General features: G+C 71.2%; 16 protein-coding genes. 5 read left to right on the top strand and 11 right to left on the bottom strand.

Translation table 11 applies throughout. The features are described from left to right. Positions 1-14 precede the first annotated feature (14 nt). The 7 genes from LMH63_RS16855 to cobU form a co-directional block, all read right to left on the bottom strand. A complete protein-coding gene (locus LMH63_RS16855; protein ID WP_109678632.1) occupies positions 15-2417 on the bottom strand; it encodes a TonB-dependent siderophore receptor in 2403 nt (800 codons plus the stop codon). Positions 2418-2527: 110 nt separating this feature from the next. Then, positions 2528-3484, bottom strand: coding sequence for a FecR family protein (locus tag LMH63_RS16850; protein WP_109678631.1), 957 nt, complete (start codon positions 3482-3484; stop codon positions 2528-2530). Continuing rightward, the gene (locus LMH63_RS16845) at positions 3477-3974 is read right to left on the bottom strand and encodes a sigma-70 family RNA polymerase sigma factor (RefSeq protein WP_158280367.1); all 498 of its coding nucleotides are present in this window, start codon (positions 3972-3974) and stop codon (positions 3477-3479) included. Before LMH63_RS16845 ends, LMH63_RS16850 begins: the two co-directional genes overlap by 8 nt. Before the next feature lie 287 nt (positions 3975-4261). Next, positions 4262-5008, bottom strand: coding sequence for an adenosylcobinamide-GDP ribazoletransferase (locus LMH63_RS16840; protein ID WP_373317875.1), 747 nt, complete (start codon positions 5006-5008; stop codon positions 4262-4264). Next, complete coding sequence (locus LMH63_RS16835) at positions 5005-5631, bottom strand: histidine phosphatase family protein (protein ID WP_109678628.1); 627 nt, start codon at positions 5629-5631, stop codon at positions 5005-5007. Before LMH63_RS16835 ends, LMH63_RS16840 begins: the two co-directional genes overlap by 4 nt. A gap of 17 nt (positions 5632-5648) precedes the next feature. After that, entirely contained in the window at positions 5649-6674 is a 1026-nt protein-coding gene (gene cobT, locus LMH63_RS16830; RefSeq protein ID WP_229332635.1) for a nicotinate-nucleotide--dimethylbenzimidazole phosphoribosyltransferase, read from the bottom strand. Next, positions 6671-7180 (bottom strand): bifunctional adenosylcobinamide kinase/adenosylcobinamide-phosphate guanylyltransferase, encoded by a 510-nt coding sequence (gene cobU / locus LMH63_RS16825; protein ID WP_109678626.1) that lies wholly within the window; start codon positions 7178-7180, stop codon positions 6671-6673. Before cobU ends, cobT begins: the two co-directional genes overlap by 4 nt. Before the next feature lie 183 nt (positions 7181-7363). On the opposite strand from cobU, the gene LMH63_RS16820 reads away from it, so the two are divergent. The 3 genes from LMH63_RS16820 to LMH63_RS16810 all read left to right on the top strand — a co-directional run bounded on the left by LMH63_RS16820 (position 7364) and on the right by LMH63_RS16810 (position 10313). Beyond that, the gene (locus tag LMH63_RS16820) at positions 7364-7651 is read left to right on the top strand and encodes a DUF6763 family protein (RefSeq protein ID WP_109678625.1); all 288 of its coding nucleotides are present in this window, start codon (positions 7364-7366) and stop codon (positions 7649-7651) included. A 139-nt stretch (positions 7652-7790) separates the two neighbouring features. Beyond that, positions 7791-9455, top strand: coding sequence for a L,D-transpeptidase family protein (locus LMH63_RS16815; RefSeq protein ID WP_146205209.1), 1665 nt, complete (start codon positions 7791-7793; stop codon positions 9453-9455). A gap of 78 nt (positions 9456-9533) precedes the next feature. Then, the gene (locus LMH63_RS16810) at positions 9534-10313 is read left to right on the top strand and encodes an exodeoxyribonuclease III (protein WP_199225656.1); all 780 of its coding nucleotides are present in this window, start codon (positions 9534-9536) and stop codon (positions 10311-10313) included. Positions 10314-10322: 9 nt separating this feature from the next. Here LMH63_RS16810 and LMH63_RS16805 read toward each other — a convergent pair whose 3' ends face one another. From LMH63_RS16805 to LMH63_RS16795, 3 genes are all read right to left on the bottom strand, one after another. Next, positions 10323-10598, bottom strand: coding sequence for a glutaredoxin family protein (locus tag LMH63_RS16805; protein ID WP_109678623.1), 276 nt, complete (start codon positions 10596-10598; stop codon positions 10323-10325). Between the two features lie 2 nt (positions 10599-10600). Continuing rightward, positions 10601-11590 (bottom strand): thioredoxin-disulfide reductase, encoded by a 990-nt coding sequence (gene trxB / locus LMH63_RS16800; RefSeq protein WP_109678622.1) that lies wholly within the window; start codon positions 11588-11590, stop codon positions 10601-10603. Between the two features lie 118 nt (positions 11591-11708). After that, on the bottom strand, positions 11709-13106 hold the full coding sequence (locus LMH63_RS16795) for an AmpG family muropeptide MFS transporter (RefSeq protein ID WP_229332634.1): 1398 nt from the start codon (positions 13104-13106) through the stop codon (positions 11709-11711). Positions 13107-13485: 379 nt separating this feature from the next. Between LMH63_RS16795 and LMH63_RS16790 the strand changes: the two genes are divergently transcribed. Together LMH63_RS16790 and LMH63_RS16785 are read left to right on the top strand one after the other, a co-directional pair. Further along, positions 13486-13893, top strand: a complete 408-nt coding sequence (locus LMH63_RS16790; RefSeq protein ID WP_109678621.1) for a tetratricopeptide repeat protein — start codon at positions 13486-13488, stop codon at positions 13891-13893. A gap of 621 nt (positions 13894-14514) precedes the next feature. Further along, entirely contained in the window at positions 14515-15861 is a 1347-nt protein-coding gene (locus LMH63_RS16785) for a response regulator (RefSeq protein WP_109678620.1), read from the top strand. 237 nt (positions 15862-16098) lie between these two features. Here LMH63_RS16785 and nfi read toward each other — a convergent pair whose 3' ends face one another. Continuing rightward, complete coding sequence (gene nfi, locus LMH63_RS16780; protein ID WP_109678619.1) at positions 16099-16758, bottom strand: deoxyribonuclease V; 660 nt, start codon at positions 16756-16758, stop codon at positions 16099-16101. Between the last annotated feature and the right edge of the window lie 181 nt (positions 16759-16939).

Below are 16939 nucleotides of genomic sequence, written 5' to 3'. Positions count from 1 at the left end.
GCCAGCCCGGCTCCTCAGAAGCGCGCCGTGAGCGTGGCGAAGGCCGTGCGCGGCTCGCCGCGGAAGGAAATGCCCTCGCCGAAGCCGCCGGCGTAGTACTCCTCGTCGAAGACGTTCTTCACGCCGAAGCGGACCGAGAGCTGACGCTCGCCAAGGGGCAGCTCGTAGCGAAGGCTCAGGTCCGTGGTGACGTAGCCTGGCATCTCCACGGTGTTGGCGGCGCCGGTGAAGCGCTCGCTCTCGTAGAACACGCCGCCGCCGAGATACCAGGACCCCTCGCCCCGAGTGGGCAGGCGGTAGCTCGCCCAGAGGCTCGCCTCGTGCTCGGCGACGTTGGGCAGGCGGTTGCCCTCGTTGCCGTCGTTGTCCTTGCTGATCTCGTTGTCCAGGAATGTGTAGCCCGCCTGGACCTGTAACCGCTCGGTGACCGTGCCCCGGACCTCGAGCTCGAAGCCCTGGGTCTGGGCTTCGCCGATCTGGCGGTTCAGCCCGGTTTCGGGGTCGGTGGTCACCAGATTCTCCTGCGTGAGATCGAACACAGTGGCCGTCAGGAGCCCCATGCCCCCGGCAAACTCGCGCTTGACGCCGAACTCGTACTGCTCGGCCTCCAGCGGCTCCACGTTGTCCGGGTCGAAGCTGAAGGACTGCTCGAAGGAGGTGCTATAGCTCGCGTAGAGCGAGGTCTCCGGGGTGAGCTTCAGCAGGGCCCCAGCGCGCGGATCCACGCTGGTCGGGTTCTCATCGAAGCTGCCGAAGGCGTCACTGCGGTAGCTGTAATCGAGATCCGTGTAGCGCGCGCCCGCCAGCAGCTTGAGCCGGTCCCGCCACCAGACCTCGGCTTGGCCGTAGACGCCCCAGCTGTCGTTGTCCTGGTCAACGAAGAACTGAGACAGCGCGGGGTCGTCATCCGCGGGAAAGGTCACGTCGTTGTCGGGATCGAAAACACTGGTGGTATCGAACGGGTTGAGGTTCAGCGAGCCGGGGCCCGCCGGCTCGAAGTCGGTGCTTCGCACATCGCCACCGGCGAGGAACCGCCATTCCTGATCCCGGACGCTCAGCTCGTGGATGATGTTGACCTCGATCTGCTGATCCGTGGTGCGCGAGCTGCGAACGCTGTAGGCCCGCTCCACCGTATCGTCGCTCGCGACCTCCTGACCCCCGCCGAACGGCCGGAGCGCCCGTGATGTGTGCTCATTGCGGTGATAGGTGATGGCGCCATCGATCCGTGTACGGTCGCTCAGCTCGAGCTCGGCGCGCAGCTCGGCGTCGTAATCCTCGGTGACCTTCTCGCTGTCATCGGCCCCCAGGAAGGTGTCGTAGTCGATGCGGTCGTCGGGTTCGCCATTGCGGGCGGGGACGCCGAACAGGAATGTCTCGTCGTTACGCAGGTAGCGAAGGTCCACGTCGACGCGCAGCCGGTCGTCGAGCCCGAGGAAGGACAGCGACGGGGCGATGAACTGCCGCTCGTTCTCCACGGTGTCGATGAAGGAGCTGCCGCCCTCCGAGGAGGCGATCAGGCGATAGAGCACCGTCCCGTCCTCGTTCAGAGGGCCGGTCAGGTCAACCGTGCCCCGCGCGCTGGTGCCGTCCCCGGACATGACCTGGCTGCCGCCGAGGCTGACCTCCGCCCCCGCCTCCCGCTGCGGGCGCTTGGTCTGGATGTTGACGAAGCCGCCGGGCGAGAGGTCGCCGTAGAGCACCGAGAACGGGCCCTTTAGCACCTCCACGCTCGCCACGTTGGCGAGGCTGAGCGGCCCGGTGGAGCGGCGCTGCACGCCGTTCACCCGCACCAGGGCGGACTCGAAGCCGCGGATGGTGACCTCCTCCTGCACCGAGACATTGGCCGGATTGGGCCCGGCGCCCACGCCCGGCACGTTGCGCAGGGCCTCGGCGACGGTGGTGGCGTTCTGGTCCTCGATGAGGTCGGCGGTGACCACGGACACCGACGCCGGCACGTCCACCAGCAGCTCCTCGGTCTTGGTGGCCGAGGAGATCACCTCCGCCCGGTAGCCCTGGGTGGTGGAGGGGCGCCAGCCGGAGACGGTAATCGGCGCGACCGTGACCGCATCCGAGCCGTTGCTGGCGGCGCGAATGGTCACCGAGCCATCGCCGCTGCGCTCGTAGGTGAGCTGCGTGTCCGCGAGCAGGCGCTGCAGGGCCTGATCCAGGGTGTAGCGCCCTTCCAGGGCAGGCGCCCGTTCGCCGGCGAGCAGGGACGGGTCAAAGCTCACCTGGACGCCGGTGGCGGCGCCGAGCTCGGTCAATGCCTCGGCGAGCGGCTGGGCCGGGAGCTGCAGGCTGGTGGGCTCACTCGTGTTCTGGGCGAGGGCGGTGCCGTCCAGGCCGGCGGCCAGGGTCAGGGCGGAGGCCACCGCCAGGGTGGCGCCGAGGCGGTGGCAGGCGTGGCGTGTGCGCATGCGGTTCTCCCGTGGTTGTTGTCGCGAATGCCAATGCAATCGCTTCTTGTCTACGGAAGAAGACGAACGAGCCGGGGAATGTTCTCAATGCGGGATGACTTCCGACCCGATCAGCTGTCGGGGGATTCGATACGGAGCAGCCAGGGTGTGAAGGCGGCGACCGTGCCGTCGTGAGGCGCCAGCATCGCCGCCAGCGCTGCCTGGGGCCGCTGCAGGTCGTAGATGCCGCTGATGCGGCGCTGGGCCAGTGCCTGGGGCGGGTCGAGGATGATGCCCCGATGCCACGGGCGCAGCGCGGCCACGCCCTCGGCGATGGTGGCATCGCGCAGGCGCAGTCGGCCTTCGCGCCAGCTTCCGACCTGCTGGCGGGGCACGCGTTGCGGCTGCATAGCCCCACCGCCGGCGGCCACCGCCTGTCCCGCCGCGAGGTCGACGCCGGCGCGTCCGCGCTCGACGCGGACCCGTCCCTCAGCCACCGCAACACGGACACGGACGTCGGAGCGGCGAACGGTGAAGCGGGTGCCGATTACGGCGACCCGCGTCTCACCGGCGGTGACGACGAAGGGCCGTTCCGCGTCCCGTGCCACGTCGAGGTAGATCGCGCCGCGGCGCAGGGTGAGGTGGCGTGAGGACGCATCCATGCTCACATCCGCGGCGCTGCCCGGCGCCAGGGTCACGCGGCTGCCGTCGGCGAGCGCTTCCGTGCGCAGCTCCGCGACACCGGCGACGAGGTCGTGACGCCACCGGTCGAGGGCGCCGGTGGCGAGGATGGCGGTGATGCCCGCCACCAGCACCGCGGCCGCCGCGAGGGGCAGCCACCGGCGCCGTGGGCGCTGCCGCTGCGGACGCGGCCAGGCCGCGTGCGCTGGCGTGACATGACCGGTCACCCCCCAGACGCGCTGGGCCTCTGCAAACGCCGCGTGGTGACGCGGGTCCGCCTCCAGCCAGCGCTGCAACGCGGCCTGCTGCGTGTCGTCGAGCCCGCCGGCCTGCAGCGCCAGCAGCCAGTCCAGGGCCGCTTCCCAGGCGGGGTCATTCTGCGGCCGGTCGCGCGCCGGCTCACTCATCGCGCAGGGCGTCCCGGCACGCGGTCAGCGCCCGCCGAATGTGCTTGTCCACCATGCTCGCCGATATTCCGAGGGCTGCCGCGATCTCGCGATGAGTGTAGCCCCCCAGCCGGTGCATCTCGAAGGCGGCTCGGCAGTCCCGCGGCAGCGCCGCCAGCGCCTGCTGCACCCGTTCCAGGGCCTGGCGCTCGCCGCTGCAGTGCTCGGCCGACGGGGCATGCTCCGGCGCCAGCCCGCTCTGCCGCTCGCCATGCCGCGCCACCATGCGCTCGTGACGCAGCTCGTCCTGGGCCAGGTTGCGCGCCGCGCGATGCAGGAAGGCGAGTGGCTGGCGCACCCCGGCATCGCTGTCGCGCCGCGCGAGGCGCAGGAACAGCTCATGCACCACGTCCTCGGCCTGCGCCCGCCCCCCGACGATCGGGAGCACCTGGCTCACCAGGGCGTCCCGGTGCAGGAGCAGGGTGTCGATGAGCGGGCATGAGCGGGGCACGACGCAGGTCTCGAACAGTCCGACAGCAAGGGTTCCGAGTCAGGTGCGAAAGACTATCATTCTCTTGAGTTCAGGCAGAAACTTGATGCCCTCCGACGGATTCCGTGATCCGCGGCGCTGGCGTGCACCCGGTTGACCGGTGCCCGGGACGCGCCGGGGCTCAGCCGCGAGCAGCTGTGTCACTGGATCCGTCCGAGGCAGCAGCCAGACCTGTGTACCCCTGGATCAACTCCGCTCTTGGCACCACGTCCGTGTCCAGTACGCCTCCGCCCATGGCGGATGCCGACTTACGACGCTGGGTTTGGCACCGTAAGCGCCAGGGCGAGCAGTGCCGCGAGCTCGCAGAGCTCGATGGCGGCGCCGGTGGTGTCGCCGGTGATGCCGCCGAGGCGTCGCTGGAACGCGCGGCGCAGCGCCACCAGGAGCGCGCCGGCCGCCGCCAGGGCGGCGAGCCCGGGCCAGCCGCCGAGGAGCGCGACGCCGGCGGTTACCAGCAGGGCTATGCGTGTGGTGCCGCGTGGCAGATGCTCGCTGAGCGCCTGCCCGAGGCCGCCGGCGCGGACGTAGGGTGTGCTGAGGAACAGCGCCGGGGCGGCCGCCCGGCCGAGCACGGGAGCCAGGAGCAGGGCCGGCCAGGCGCCGGCGAGGAGCACGGCCTGCGCGGCGGCGAGACGCAGGGTGAGCACGGCGACAAGCAGGCTCACCGCCGCCGGGCCGCAGGCCGGATCCTTCATGATGACCAGCGTTCGCTCGCGGTCGCCGATCCCGCCGACCCAGGCGTCGGCGGTGTCGGCGAGCCCGTCGAGATGGAGGCCTCCGGAGAGGGCGGCCAGGGCGGCGACGTACACGGCGGCGCCGAGCAGCGGGCTGGCACTCGCCCCCGCCAGTGCCGCCAGCGTGGCGAGCGCGCCGAGCAGCGCGCCCACGGCCGGATACCAGGGCAGGCTCCGGCCGGCGTCCGCCGTCCCGAGCTCCAGGCGGGGCAGGGGCAGTCGTGTGAGGAAGACCAGCGCGGCGAGGGCCCCGCGCATCATGGGTGCCGGCGGGCGTGGAAGACGAGGCTGGGCGCCGGGTTGCCGTTGATGTCGTCCTGCACGCGGACGCGGGTGAAGGCGGCGTTGGGCATCTCCAGCCGGAGGGTGGCGCTGAGGGGCATCTCAAGCACATGGGTGAGCAGGGTGCGAATGAGACCGCCGTGGCCGACGATCAGCACATGGCCGCCGCGGTGGCGCTCGACCACCTGCTCCCAGGCGCGTACCACGCGCTCGCGGAAGTCGGTGAGGGGCTCGGCGCCGGGCGGGGTGTGGCGGACCGGATCCTGCCAGTAGCGGCTCACCTGTTCCGGACTCTCGGCGAGGATCTCGCGAACATGGCGCCCCTCCCAGTCGCCGAAGCTGATCTCGCGCAGCCCCTCCTCGATGTGCAGCGGGCGGTCATGGCGCTCGGCCAGCTCGCGGGCGAAGGCGGCGCAGCGTTGCAGCGGGGAGCTCACGATGGCGTCCCAGGGGCAGGCGTCGCCTACCGCGCTTCGCATCTGCGCCCAGCCCTCCTCGGCCAGGGGGTCGTCGATGTGGCCGCGATAGCGACGGCCGCCGACGGGCATGCCGTGGCGCATCAGGTCCACGAGGGTCATGGGGTGCTGGTCAATGCGCTGCATGCGAAGGCTCCGTGGATTCAGGACTCGGAGACGCCGGCCTCGTCGAAGGTGGCCATCTCGTTGTGCAGGGTGCAGGCGAGGCGCAGGAGCGGCACGGCGGCCGCGGCACCGCTACCCTCGCCGAGCCGCATGCCGAGATCGAGCAGCGGCTCCGCGCCGAGGGCGTCGAGGATGCCGCCGTGACCCGGCTCGCCGGAGCGATGGGCAAACAGCAGCCAGTCTCTGAGCGCGGGCTCCCGGCGCACCGCCACCAGGGCGGCCACGCTGGCGATGAAGCCATCCGCCAGGACCGACAGCCCGAGCTCGCCACAGGCCTGGTAAGCGCCTGCCAGGGCCGCGATCTCCAGCCCGCCCAGCCGTTCCAGGGCGGCCACCGGGTCGTCGCGAAGCCGGCCATGCCGGGCCAGCGCGGCCTCCACCACTGCCACCTTGTGCGTCACCCCGGCGGCATCCAGTCCGGTGCCCGGCCCGGCCAGGTGCGCAGGCGGCAGATCGAGCAGCGCGCAGGCCAGCGCCGTCGCGGCCGTGGTGTTGCCGATCCCCATCTCGCCGCCGACGAAGATATCGGCACCCGCCGTCAGCGCGCGGGTGACGCTGGCCCGCCCGCTCGCCTCGGCGCGTTCGCGGGTGGCGCTGTCCATTGCCGGCTCGTGGCGGATGTTGCCGCTGCCGCGCGCCGCGCGCTCACAACGCACGCCGGCCGGCGGCTCGTAGTCCTCGGCGGTGCCGACGTCCACCACCTCCAGCTCGGCAGCGAGACGGCGTGCGATGACGCTTACGGCCGCACCGCCGGCCGCGAAATTGCGGATCATCTCCACGGTCACCGCGGCGGGGTAGGCGGAGACGCCCTCGGCGGTCACGCCGTGGTCGGCGGCGAAGACGGTGATATGCACGTGATCCGCCGTCGGCCGGGCGCGACCCTGCAGCGCCGCGAGGCGTACGGCGAGATCCTCGAGGCGGCCGAGAGACCCCGGCGGCTTGGTCAGGCGCCGCTGGCGCTCGCGGGCGCCGGCCTCGGCCGTGGTGTCGGGCTGACGGATCACGATGCCTCTCCCTTTAGCGTCAGCGGCAGGCCGGCGGCGACCAGGGTCACCCGGTCACAAACCCCGGCAAGGCGCTGATGCAGACTGCCGGCGGCGTCGACGAAGCGCCGGCTCACCTCGCCCAGGGGCACGATACCGAGGCCCACCTCGTTGCCCACCAGGATGACGTGGCCCGGCAGCTCCGGCAGCGTCGCGACCAGCCGGTCGGGCTCCGTTGCCAGGGCGTCGGGCTGCTCCAGCAGGCCCGTGAGCCATAGCGTCAGGCAGTCCACCAGCAGGCAGCGCCCGGCTTCTGCCTCGCGCTGCAGGGTGGCCGCGAGCCCTGCGCCGCACTCCACCGTCCGCCAGTGTGCCGGCCGCCGTGCCCGATGGTCGGCGATGCGCGCCGCCATCTCGGCGTCGCCCACCCGGGCGGTGGCGACATAGGTTACCGCGCCCTCGCCGGCGCGGCCTTCCGCGAGCCGGCTCTTGCCCGAACGCACGCCCCCGAGAATCAGCTCCTTCACCCTGTTGCCAGCCTCCCGTACCCCGTTCCCATGCGAGGCGGGAGCATAGCCGAGGCGGCCGATGGCCGGACACCCCGCCGCCCCTGCCCGATGAGCGGGCTTGAACGTCCGCGGCCCCCGCCCTATAGGTGGACTGACCCTTCAGCCGGTGCCTGGCACCGGATGGACACGGGGAGCGGAGCGATGGCTGTGAGTCACGAGCCGGAGATCGGCGAGTGGTACCTCTCCACCAGCGGCGAGAGTTTCGAGGTGGTGGCCTACGACGCCGAGGAAGGCGCGGTGGAGATCCAGTACTTCGACGGTGCGATCGAGGAGCTGGACATCGAGAGCTGGATGGAAGTGGCCGCCGAGCCCATTGAGCCGCCGGAGGATGTGTCGGGTTCCCTGGACATGATGCGCGAGGACTTCGGCCTCGATGACGGCACGCCGGCCTACTTCGCCGGCAACCCGCTGGACGACCTCGATCTCTGAGCACGCGCTGCCGGTTGCGGGAGGCCGCTGGTGTGGGCCCCGTGCGGCGTGAGCCCGTGGGCCGCTGGCACCCTGGCCGGCCTTCGTCGGCAGGTGTGTCATAGTCGGTACATCACCGGCTGCCCCTTCGGAGCGCATCTTGACCAGGGCCACGCTCGCCGCTTTCCTCGGATTCGCCGCCTTCACGCTGGCGTTGCCCGCTCCCGCCCAGGAAGAGTCCTTGCGCCAGCGGGTGGAGCAGCTGTTCGCCGAGGGCGCACGGCTGCCGGCCCGGGTAGCGGATGTGCCGCTGGAGGCGCCGGCCGGCGTGCGCGCCTTCTACGCCGGACGGCTCTACGAGCCCGCGTGGCACGACGCCGAAGGCGCGCCGCTCCCCCGGGTCCGGTCCCTGCGCCGGGCGCTCGACGATATGGACCGTCACGGCCTCGATCCGCAGCGCTATCACCGCGACGCGTTGCGGCGGCTGCTTCTCGAGGCCGAATCCGGTGCCGGCGCGCGGACCGACCTCGAGCTCCTGCTTACGGATGCCTATCTGCGCGCCGCCCATGATCTGCGCAGCGGGCGGGTGGATCCGCTGGTCATCGATCCGGACAGCGAGCTGCCGACGCGTCCGGTGGAGCGCTATCTGGAGCCCTTGCGCGAGGCCGTGCGGACCGGGCGCCCGGGGGAGACGCTCGCCGCGCTGGCGCCATCGGATCCCGGCTACGCAGCCCTGCGCCAGGGGCTGGCGAAGTATCGCCGCCTGCAGCGAAGCGGCGGCTGGGAGCCGGTGCCGGACGGTCCGTTGCTGCGGCCTGGCGAGGGCGGAGCGCGGGTCGAGGCCCTGCGCCGTCGCCTGGTTGCGGAGGAATTCGCTCGGGCGACGGATGCCGAGCGTTACCGCTATGACGAGGCGCTGGTCGAGGCCGTGCAGGCGTTCCAGCGCAGCCGCGGGCTGCTCGCGGACGGCCTGGTAGGCAGGCAGACGCTCGCCGCGCTGAACGAGCCGCTGCCGGTGCTGATCGACCGGCTCATCGTGAACCTCGAACGCTGGCGCTGGTTGCCGGCCGAGCTCGGCGACCCCCACATCCGTGTCAATATCGCTGGCTTCCGGCTGCAATGGTTCGAGGACGGTGCACCCGGGCTCGAGATGCCGGTGATCGTGGGCCGCCCGTACCGGCAGACGCCGATGATGTCCGGGCGCATGACCTATCTGGTGTTCAATCCCACCTGGGAGGTGCCACAGAGCATTGCCCGCCGCGACATCGTGCCGGCCCTGCGGGAGGATCCGGATTACCTCGAGCGCATGGGATTCCAGGTGTTGCAGGGCTGGGGCCGGGATGAGGTGCGGATCGATCCGGAGACCATCGACTGGCAGGCCCTCGGCGATCGGCTGCCGTTTCGTTTTCGGCAGGCCCCGGGCCCGCTGAACGCCCTCGGCCGGGTCAAGTTCATGTTCCCCAACCGCTTTGCGGTCTACCTCCACGATACGCCGGCCCGGAACCTGTTTCAGGAGGATCGGCGCGCGTTCAGCTCGGGGTGCATCCGCGTCTCGGCGCCGGGGCTGCTGGCCGAGCGGGTGCTGGCCGCCAACGACAGCTGGTCGCCGGAGCGGGTCCAGGCTGCACTTGACGCGGTGGGCGGCGAGCCGCGGACGGTGGGTCTGGAGCGTTCCGTGCCGGTGCATCTGCTCTACTGGACGGCCTGGGCGGGGGAGGATGGCGTGATGCACTTCCGGGAAGATGTCTACGGGCGGGATGCGCGGGTGCTCGAGGCCCTGCAGTCGTCTCAGGAGGCGCTGATGGCGGGGGCGTCAGCACCCTGACCGGCCCACCGGCGCAGCGCCGCCGGCGAGCGCTGGTGTACCCTGCGCGTCCTCACCACGGGCCATTGTTTAGCCGTCATGCCGCTGACCATTACCAGTGCCAACCTCAATGGCATTCGCGCCGCCGCCCGCAAGGGCTTCTTCGACTGGCTGCCGGAGGAGTCACCGGACATCCTATGCGTCCAGGAGACCAAGGCGCAGCGCGCGCAGCTCACCGACGATTTCTACTTCCCGCCCGGCTACCGGGCCTGGTTCGCCGATGCCGAGCGCAAGGGCTACAGCGGCGTGGCGCTCTACGCCAACCGCGAGCCGGACGAGGTGGTCACGGGGATCGGCATGCCCGAGATCGACCGCGAGGGGCGCTGGCTGGAGGCGCGCTTCGGCGATCTGGCAGTGGTCTCCTTCTACATGCCCTCGGGCAGCTCCGGCGAGCACCGCCAGGACGTCAAGGACGCCTTCATGGAGCCCTTCCTCGCGCGCCTGCAGGCGCTGCGCGAGAGTGGGCGCGAGCTCATTATCTGCGGCGACTGGAATATCGCGCACACCGCGCGGGACCTGCGCAACTGGCGCTCGAACCAGAAGAACTCCGGCTTTCTGCCCCACGAACGGGCATGGATGGACCGCCTGTTCGGCGAGGCCGGCTTCGTCGACGCCTTCCGGGTGGTGAACGATCAGGACCACCAGTACACCTGGTGGTCCTACCGCGGCCGGGCCTGGGACAACAATACGGGGTGGCGGATCGACTACCACGTCATCACCCCGGGGCTGCGGGACCGGGTCCTGGATGCCCGCATCCACACCGGGCAGCGCTTCTCCGACCACGCCCCGCTGACGCTGGATTACGACTGGCCCTGGTGAGGGCGCCGCTCAGCGGGCGGCGAGTCGCTCGAGATAGGCGATGATGTCCGCCGACTCGTAGAGCCAGTCCACCTGCCCATCCCGGTGCTCGATGCGCAGGCAGGGCACCATGCCCCGGCCGCCGCCGGCGATGAGATCCTCGCGGTGCCCTGGCTCGCGCAGGATGTTGCGGGATTCCACCTCCAGGCCCGACGCATCGATGGCGTGGCGCACGTGCCGGCAGAAGCCGCAGAGCTCGTGCTCGTAGAGGGCAAGATGCGCGGGCGTGTCGGGCTCGGCGACCATGCTCACGACGCCGCGGCGGTGGCCCTCGCCGGTGGGTCCATGGCCAGGGCGTCCAGATACTTCTCGGCGTCCAGCGCGGCCATGCAGCCGGTGCCGGCGGAGGTGATGGCCTGGCGGTACACATGGTCCATGACGTCCCCGGCGGCGAACACGCCGGGCACGCTGGTGGCGGTGGCGTTGCCCTCCAGACCGCTCTTCACGCGGATGTAGCCACCCTCCATCTCCAGCTGCCCGGCGAACAGCTCCGTGTTCGGCCGATGGCCGATGGCGATGAACACGCCGGCCACGTCGATCTCCTCGGTCTCGCCGGTCTTCGTGTCCCGCAGGCGCGCGCCGGTGACGCCGCTGTCGTCGCCGAGGACCTCGTCCAGCGTGGCGTTCCAGCGGATGCGGATGTTGCCGCCCTCCGCGCGCTGGAGCACCTGGTCCTGCAGGATCTTCTCGCCGCGGAAGCGGTCCCGCCGGTGCACGATGGTGACGCTGCGGGCGATGTTGGAGAGGTAGAGCGCCTCCTCCAGCGCTGTGTTGCCGCCGCCGATCACCGCCACGTCCTGGCCGCGGTAGAAGAACCCGTCGCAGGTGGCGCAGGCAGACACGCCCCGGCCCATGAACCGTGACTCCGACTCGAGCCCCAGATATTGGGCCGAGGCGCCGGTGGCGATGATCAGCGCATCCGCCGTGTACTCGCCGCTGTCGCCGATGAGGCGAAAGGGACGCTGGCCGAGCTCGGCGGTGTGGATATGATCGAACACGATCTCGGTGCCGAAGCGCTCGGCGTGGGCCTTCATGCGCTCCATGAGCTCCGGGCCCTGGAGGCCCGAGACATCCCCCGGCCAGTTGTCCACGTCGGTGGTGGTGGTGAGCTGGCCGCCCATCTCCAGGCCCGTGACGAGCACGGGCTCGAGATTGGCGCGGGCAGCATAGACCGCCGCGGTGTAGCCGGCCGGGCCGGAGCCGAGGATGAGCAGGCGGGCGTGGCGGCTTTCGGTCATGCAAAGCTCCTCAGGACAGGACCGCAGATGTTGCCGTGGCGGGCGGCCGTGCGTCCACCGTGACCGATCTGAATGGGGATGATCCCCGTGTTTTCCCACCCCCATCGCGATGCATGCCCTAGGGAGTGGATTCGCCCGGTGCCGTGGCCTCCACGTGGTCCGGTGCACGGCGGCGCTCCCGCGCCGCGACCACCAGCACCAGGATGATGGCGGGCACCCCTAGCGCTGCCGCCAGCGTGAAGAACACCGGATAGCTGAAGGCGTCCACCACCACGCCGCCGAAGCCGCTCAGGAACTTGCCCGGCAGCGTCATCAGCGAGCTGAACAGGGCGTACTGGGTGGCGGTGTAGGCGGTGTTGGTGAGGCTCGAAAGCCAGGCGATGAATACCGAGCCGGCGAAGCCGCCGCTCAGGTTGTCGGCGCTGATCACCAGAACCAGTGCCGGCACGGAGCCCTCCTGCAGCGCCATCCAGGCGAACAGCAGATTGGTGGCCGCCACCAGCACGGCACCGGAGAGCAGGGGCCGCATGAGCCCGAAGCGCGCCACCACTGCACCACCCACCAGCGCGCCCAGGATGGTCATTGCGAGCCCATAGGCGCCGCTGATGTTGGCGATAACGGCCTTGCTGTAGCCGAGGTCGATATAGAGCGGGTTGGCCATGCTGGCCATGGCGATGTCGCTGATGCGGAAGGTGGCCACCAGCGCCAGCACCACCACGGCGAAGAGCCCGAAGCGGCCGAAGAAATCCACCAGCGGGCAGACCACCGCTGTGACCAGCCAGGCCCCGGTGCGCTGCATCCATCCCGGCAGGTGCGCGTTGCGCTCGACGAAGGCTACGGCCCGGCCCTCCTGTGCCTCGGTGTACCGGCTGACGCGAACCGCCGGCTCTCTCGCGACGAGCACGGCGGCCATGCCGATCCCGGTCATCGCCGCCATGCACAGGTAGGCCACCGGCCAGCTGGTGGCGTCCGCGAGGTACAGCGCGCCGGTATAGGAGGCGAGGATGGCGATGCGGTAGCCCATCTGGTAGGTCGCCGCCATCGCGCCCTGATACTCGGCAGCCTCCGACTCGATGCGAAAGGCGTCGATGGCGACGTCCTGGGTCGCCGAGGAGAACGCCACCACCAGGGCCAGCAGCGCCACGGGCATCAGTGCCTGCTGCGGATCGCTCAGTGCCATGCCGGCGAGGCCGGCCGCGATGCCGATCTGGCCGGCAAGAATCCAGCCGCGGCGACGCCCGAGCACCCGGGTAAGCAGGGGCAGGGGCAGGCGGTCGACCACCGGCGACCAGAGAAACTTGATGGAGTAGGTGATCCCCACCCAGCTGAAGAAGCCGATAGCCGTACGGCTCACGTCCAGCTCGCGCAGCCAGGCGGTGAGCGTGGCGAACACCAGCATGAAGGGCAGGCCCGCGGAGAAGCCGAGGAAGCCCATGAGCACGACGTTGCGCCGGCCATAGACGGCGATGGCGTCGCGCCAGCGCTGACGCTCGGCGGCTAGTGTCCTGTATTGCAAGTTCCTGTGCCCTCTGAGGCCCGCAGCGACGCCAGGGCAAGGCGCCTCGACGACGGCGTCGCCGACGCCACGTCGGGGCGGGGCAACGGCGCGCTGGCGGCGCGAAGCCGCATCGTCGGCCATCGTCACCGCGTGCGGCAAGCGGTGACGCGAAACGGCAATGTAGGACATTCGCCGACAGGGCGGGGCAGGTCTGGGCCAGGGGTATCGCGGCCTGGCTATCTGCACCCGGGTCCGGAGTGTGACCCAGTTTTCCTTCGCTCTCAGTGACCTGTCACCGTTTGGCGACGGTCGCAGCGGGTCGGGTCACCCGCTGGCACAGCTCCTGCATTTACGCAGTCAGCACGCAGGCCGGAATGGATTGAGGGGGCATAACAAGATGGGCAAGCAAGTGGACATGGCCTGGAACGACTATCTGCGCGGGCGCCGGCTGGAGACGGGGGACGGCTGCCCGGTGGATCTGGCCTTCGCCGCGTACTTCTACCGCCGCGCTGCCTTTCGCGGCATGGCGGAGGCCCAGCACGCCCTGGCGTTCCTCTACGCCACGGGCCAGGGCGTGGGTCGGGACGAGGCGCTCGCCGTGCGCTGGTTCGAGGCGGCGGCCGCCCAGGGTCATGTCTCGGCGCAGCACAATCTGGGGGTGATGTTCGCCGAGGGGCGGGGCGTGCGCGCCGATGAGCAGGCCGCGGTGCGCTGGTTCTACCATGCCGCCCTCGGCGGCAGCGCCGAGGCCCGCCGCTGGCTCGAGCGCCGGGACGCGGACCCGGCGGTGGCGGAGTCGTCCTGAGGGCCGCGCCGAAGTACCTGTGATCCCGCAGGCGAGCGCCCTGCCGCTCGTCTGCGGGTCCCTCCGCTACCGCCGCGAAGCGCGGAGCCTTCACCACGCAGTCACCCTGCTATCTCTGCGAACCGTATCGAAGCGCCAGGCCGCGCTTTTCCCACCCGCCGGCGGTCTTAGGCCGCAGCTCGCTCGCGGGCACGCCTGATTTCGTACCTGGCCGGGCCCCGCTTACACCTCCCCGGTCGCGGAAGACGTTGCCGACGTCCGCGGTGCGGTGCGGGGTTGGAGCGCCCGGGACCGCAGGCGAGAGGGACCTCGCCTACGAGCCCCCAGGGATGGGTTCATGGCGTGTCCCGGGCGCTCCCACCCCTTACCGCAACGGCACGGCCTATGCCCGATCAGAAGCGTCGCGGCGGCGTGAGCCGCAAGCATGGTGAATTCGGCTGCGCGATCAGGTGAAGAATTGCGAGCCACGTCAAGGATCGCTGCGCCGGCAACCCGGAAACTGATGGCTGGCATATTGCGCGGCTGGGGTTCGTCCCCGGGGGCGTTACACTTCGAGGCACCCGGCATTGGGTGCCGGGGCGGGTCGCGGTGGGACGACCACGTGAGGTCCAGGGAGAGCGCATGGAACACGCTGTCAGACGGGCGCTGGTGGTCGACGACTCACGGCTTGCCCGGATCGCGCTCACTCGGTTGCTGCAGCGGCGCGAGGTCGAGGTTGAGGTGGTGGGCACCGGTGGCGAGGCCGTGGAGTTCCTCCGCGGCGAGCAGCCGGACGTGGTCTTCATGGACTACATGATGCCGGACATGGATGGCTTCGAGGCCACCCGGCAGCTGCGCGAGATCGCCGGCCTCGACCTGCCGGTGGTCATGTACACCTCCCAGGACACCTCCGAGGACCGCGAGCGGGCGCGCCAGCTCGGGATCACCGGTTTCCTCTCCAAGCCGAGCGGCGAGCAGGCGCTCGATGAGGTGCTGGAGGCGGTGGCGCGCCACGCCGAGACCATCGCTGCGCAGGCGGAGGCGGCCCAGGCCGGTGAGGCGGAGGCGGCCGGCGCCCAGGCGGCGGAGGCGCGGTCCGACACCTCGGCACAATTTGGCGATGCGCGCGTCAGCGACGCCCGGGCCAGCGCCGCCAGCGCCTATGGCGTGGTGCGGCGTGCCGCGAGTGGCGGCGAGCGGGCCGCTCCGCCCCCTGCGCCCGAGGCGCCGGCGGGCGCCGAGCCGCCCTGGGAGCGCATCCGTGAGCTGGCGCGGGAAAGCGCCGAGGGTGCTGCCCGCGTTGCGGCGCGGGAGAGCCTGGCCGAAGAGATCGACGACCTGCTCGCCCCTCATGTCGAGCGCCTGCGCGGCGAGGTTCGCGAGGGCCTCGAGCGCAGCGAGGCACGTGCCCGGGAGCTCGCCGGCGAGGCCGCGGACGACGCCAGCCGCCAGGCTGCCGAGGCGGCGGCCCGCGAGGCGGCCCAGGGTGTGGCGGAGCAGGCGGCGAAGCTGATCAGCGACGGCGTCGCCCAGGAGACGGCCCGTCGCGTAGCGGAGGAAGTCGGGCCCGAGGCCGCCCGGCGCATCATGGCGGACCTGCGGCGGGACATCCGCGAGTACATGGCGGAGCTGCTGGCCGCGGACGCCTTCCGGGACCAGATCCTGGATGCGCTCATGGATGCCGCCGCCGAGCGCCTGCGGGACGCGGTGGCCCGCGAGGTGGCTCCGCGGCTGCGCGACGAGATCACCGCCAGTGCCATCGCCAGCGCCGAGGAACGTGCGGTGGCGGCGGCGCGCGAGGCAGGCCGGGAGGCCGCCGAGGCGGCGGTGGAGACGCTCCTGCACGATCAGGTGGAGGTCATCGCCCGCGAGCGCACCGCCGAGCTCGAGGCGCGCCTCGTCAGCCTGCGCCGTCAGCTGATGGCCACCGCCGGCGCCGCCGTCGTGGTCTCCGCCCTCGCCCTCGTCCTCGCCTTCCTGAGCGGTTAGGTCGGCAGCCGCCGCAGGCGGGGGCTGACATCGGCTTTCGGAGTGCAGAGGCTCGGCCGAGCGTCGGTGCCCGGGTGGGGAGTGGCCCCCTCTCCCGGGACACGCCGTGAATACATCCGTGTAGGCTCCATTGCGGCATCCCTGCCGAAGAGGGTCCCGGGAGAGGGGACCACTCCCCGCCCATCAGCCGTCTCGGCGGGTTCGAGCGTTACGGGAATAAAGGCACCCGGCCTCAGCCTAGGGCCGCCGCGACGCCAGCCGATCCGCTGCCCGGATTGGCTCCGGCAGGCGGTAGCGGCGGCAGCAGGCGAGGACCCAGTCGGCGGCGCCGTCGTGGTCGACACGATGCCCGGGCGACACCCAGAGCGGCCGCACGCCGGCGCGGGTGCGCAGCACCGTGCCGATCCGCTCGGCACCGTCCATGAGCGGTGCCCAGGCGCCTTTCCCGATGTCCGGCTCCGCATGCGTGCCCACCAGCCGGCTCTTGCCGACGCCGATGGTGGCAAAGCCCGTGATCACCCCGAGGTGCGCGGCAATGCCGAGCCGGCGCGGGTGGGCGATGCCCTGGCCGTCGCAGAGCACCAGGTCGGGGGTCATTGCCAGCCGCTCCAGCGCATCCAGCACCGCCGGCAGCTCACGAAACGACAGCAGCCCCGGCACGTAGGGCATGGGGGTCGGCCGCTCGGCTACCATCTCCGCCACCGGCTCCAGTCCCGGCCAGCGCATTACCACCACCGCTGCCCGCGCCGTTCGCCCGGCATCCGCGAAGCCGGTATCGACGCCGGCAATGAGCTGGACGGATTCCGGCGCCGGCCCGAGCCGCACCTTCCGTGCGAGCCGCGTCTGCAGCGCCCGCGCCTCGGCAGGGTCAGTGGGCCATTCCGTAGTCGCGTTCATGCGATGGTGCGCGACCTCCCGCTCAACCGCGGAACGGCCGAGTCGAGAGACGTCGCACGCGGCTTCGCCGCGCACGACCTACGCCGAAGGCACTGCGTGCAGTACTGAAGTAGGTCGGCACCCACCGAAGGCGGATGCCGACATTCTCACGACCCCTCGAATACGCCCTGGGCACCGCCGC

Origin of the sequence: Spiribacter halobius, from assembly GCF_020883455.1 — a bacterium.
GTDB classification, from domain to species: domain Bacteria; phylum Pseudomonadota; class Gammaproteobacteria; order Nitrococcales; family Nitrococcaceae; genus Sediminicurvatus; species Sediminicurvatus halobius.
Note: the sequence above shows the minus strand (reverse complement) of the source record. Positions and strands in the feature narration are given on the sequence as shown.

Bases quoted from the DNA above. Each gene is read 5' to 3' on its own strand.
- LMH63_RS16840 (WP_373317875.1), bottom strand. From the start codon at position 5,008: ATGATGCGCGGGGCCCTCGCCGCGCTGGTCTTCCTCACACGACTGCCC.
- LMH63_RS16810 (WP_199225656.1), top strand. From the start codon at position 9,534: ATGCCGCTGACCATTACCAGTGCCAACCTCAATGGCATTCGCGCCGCC.
- LMH63_RS16790 (WP_109678621.1), top strand. From the start codon at position 13,486: ATGGGCAAGCAAGTGGACATGGCCTGGAACGACTATCTGCGCGGGCGC.
- LMH63_RS16805 (WP_109678623.1), bottom strand. From the start codon at position 10,598: ATGGTCGCCGAGCCCGACACGCCCGCGCATCTTGCCCTCTACGAGCAC.
- LMH63_RS16850 (WP_109678631.1), bottom strand. From the start codon at position 3,484: ATGAGTGAGCCGGCGCGCGACCGGCCGCAGAATGACCCCGCCTGGGAA.
- trxB (WP_109678622.1), bottom strand. From the start codon at position 11,590: ATGACCGAAAGCCGCCACGCCCGCCTGCTCATCCTCGGCTCCGGCCCG.
- LMH63_RS16835 (WP_109678628.1), bottom strand. From the start codon at position 5,631: ATGCAGCGCATTGACCAGCACCCCATGACCCTCGTGGACCTGATGCGC.
- LMH63_RS16855 (WP_109678632.1), bottom strand. From the start codon at position 2,417: ATGCGCACACGCCACGCCTGCCACCGCCTCGGCGCCACCCTGGCGGTG.
- nfi (WP_109678619.1), bottom strand. From the start codon at position 16,758: ATGAACGCGACTACGGAATGGCCCACTGACCCTGCCGAGGCGCGGGCG.
- LMH63_RS16820 (WP_109678625.1), top strand. From the start codon at position 7,364: ATGGCTGTGAGTCACGAGCCGGAGATCGGCGAGTGGTACCTCTCCACC.
- LMH63_RS16785 (WP_109678620.1), top strand. From the start codon at position 14,515: ATGGAACACGCTGTCAGACGGGCGCTGGTGGTCGACGACTCACGGCTT.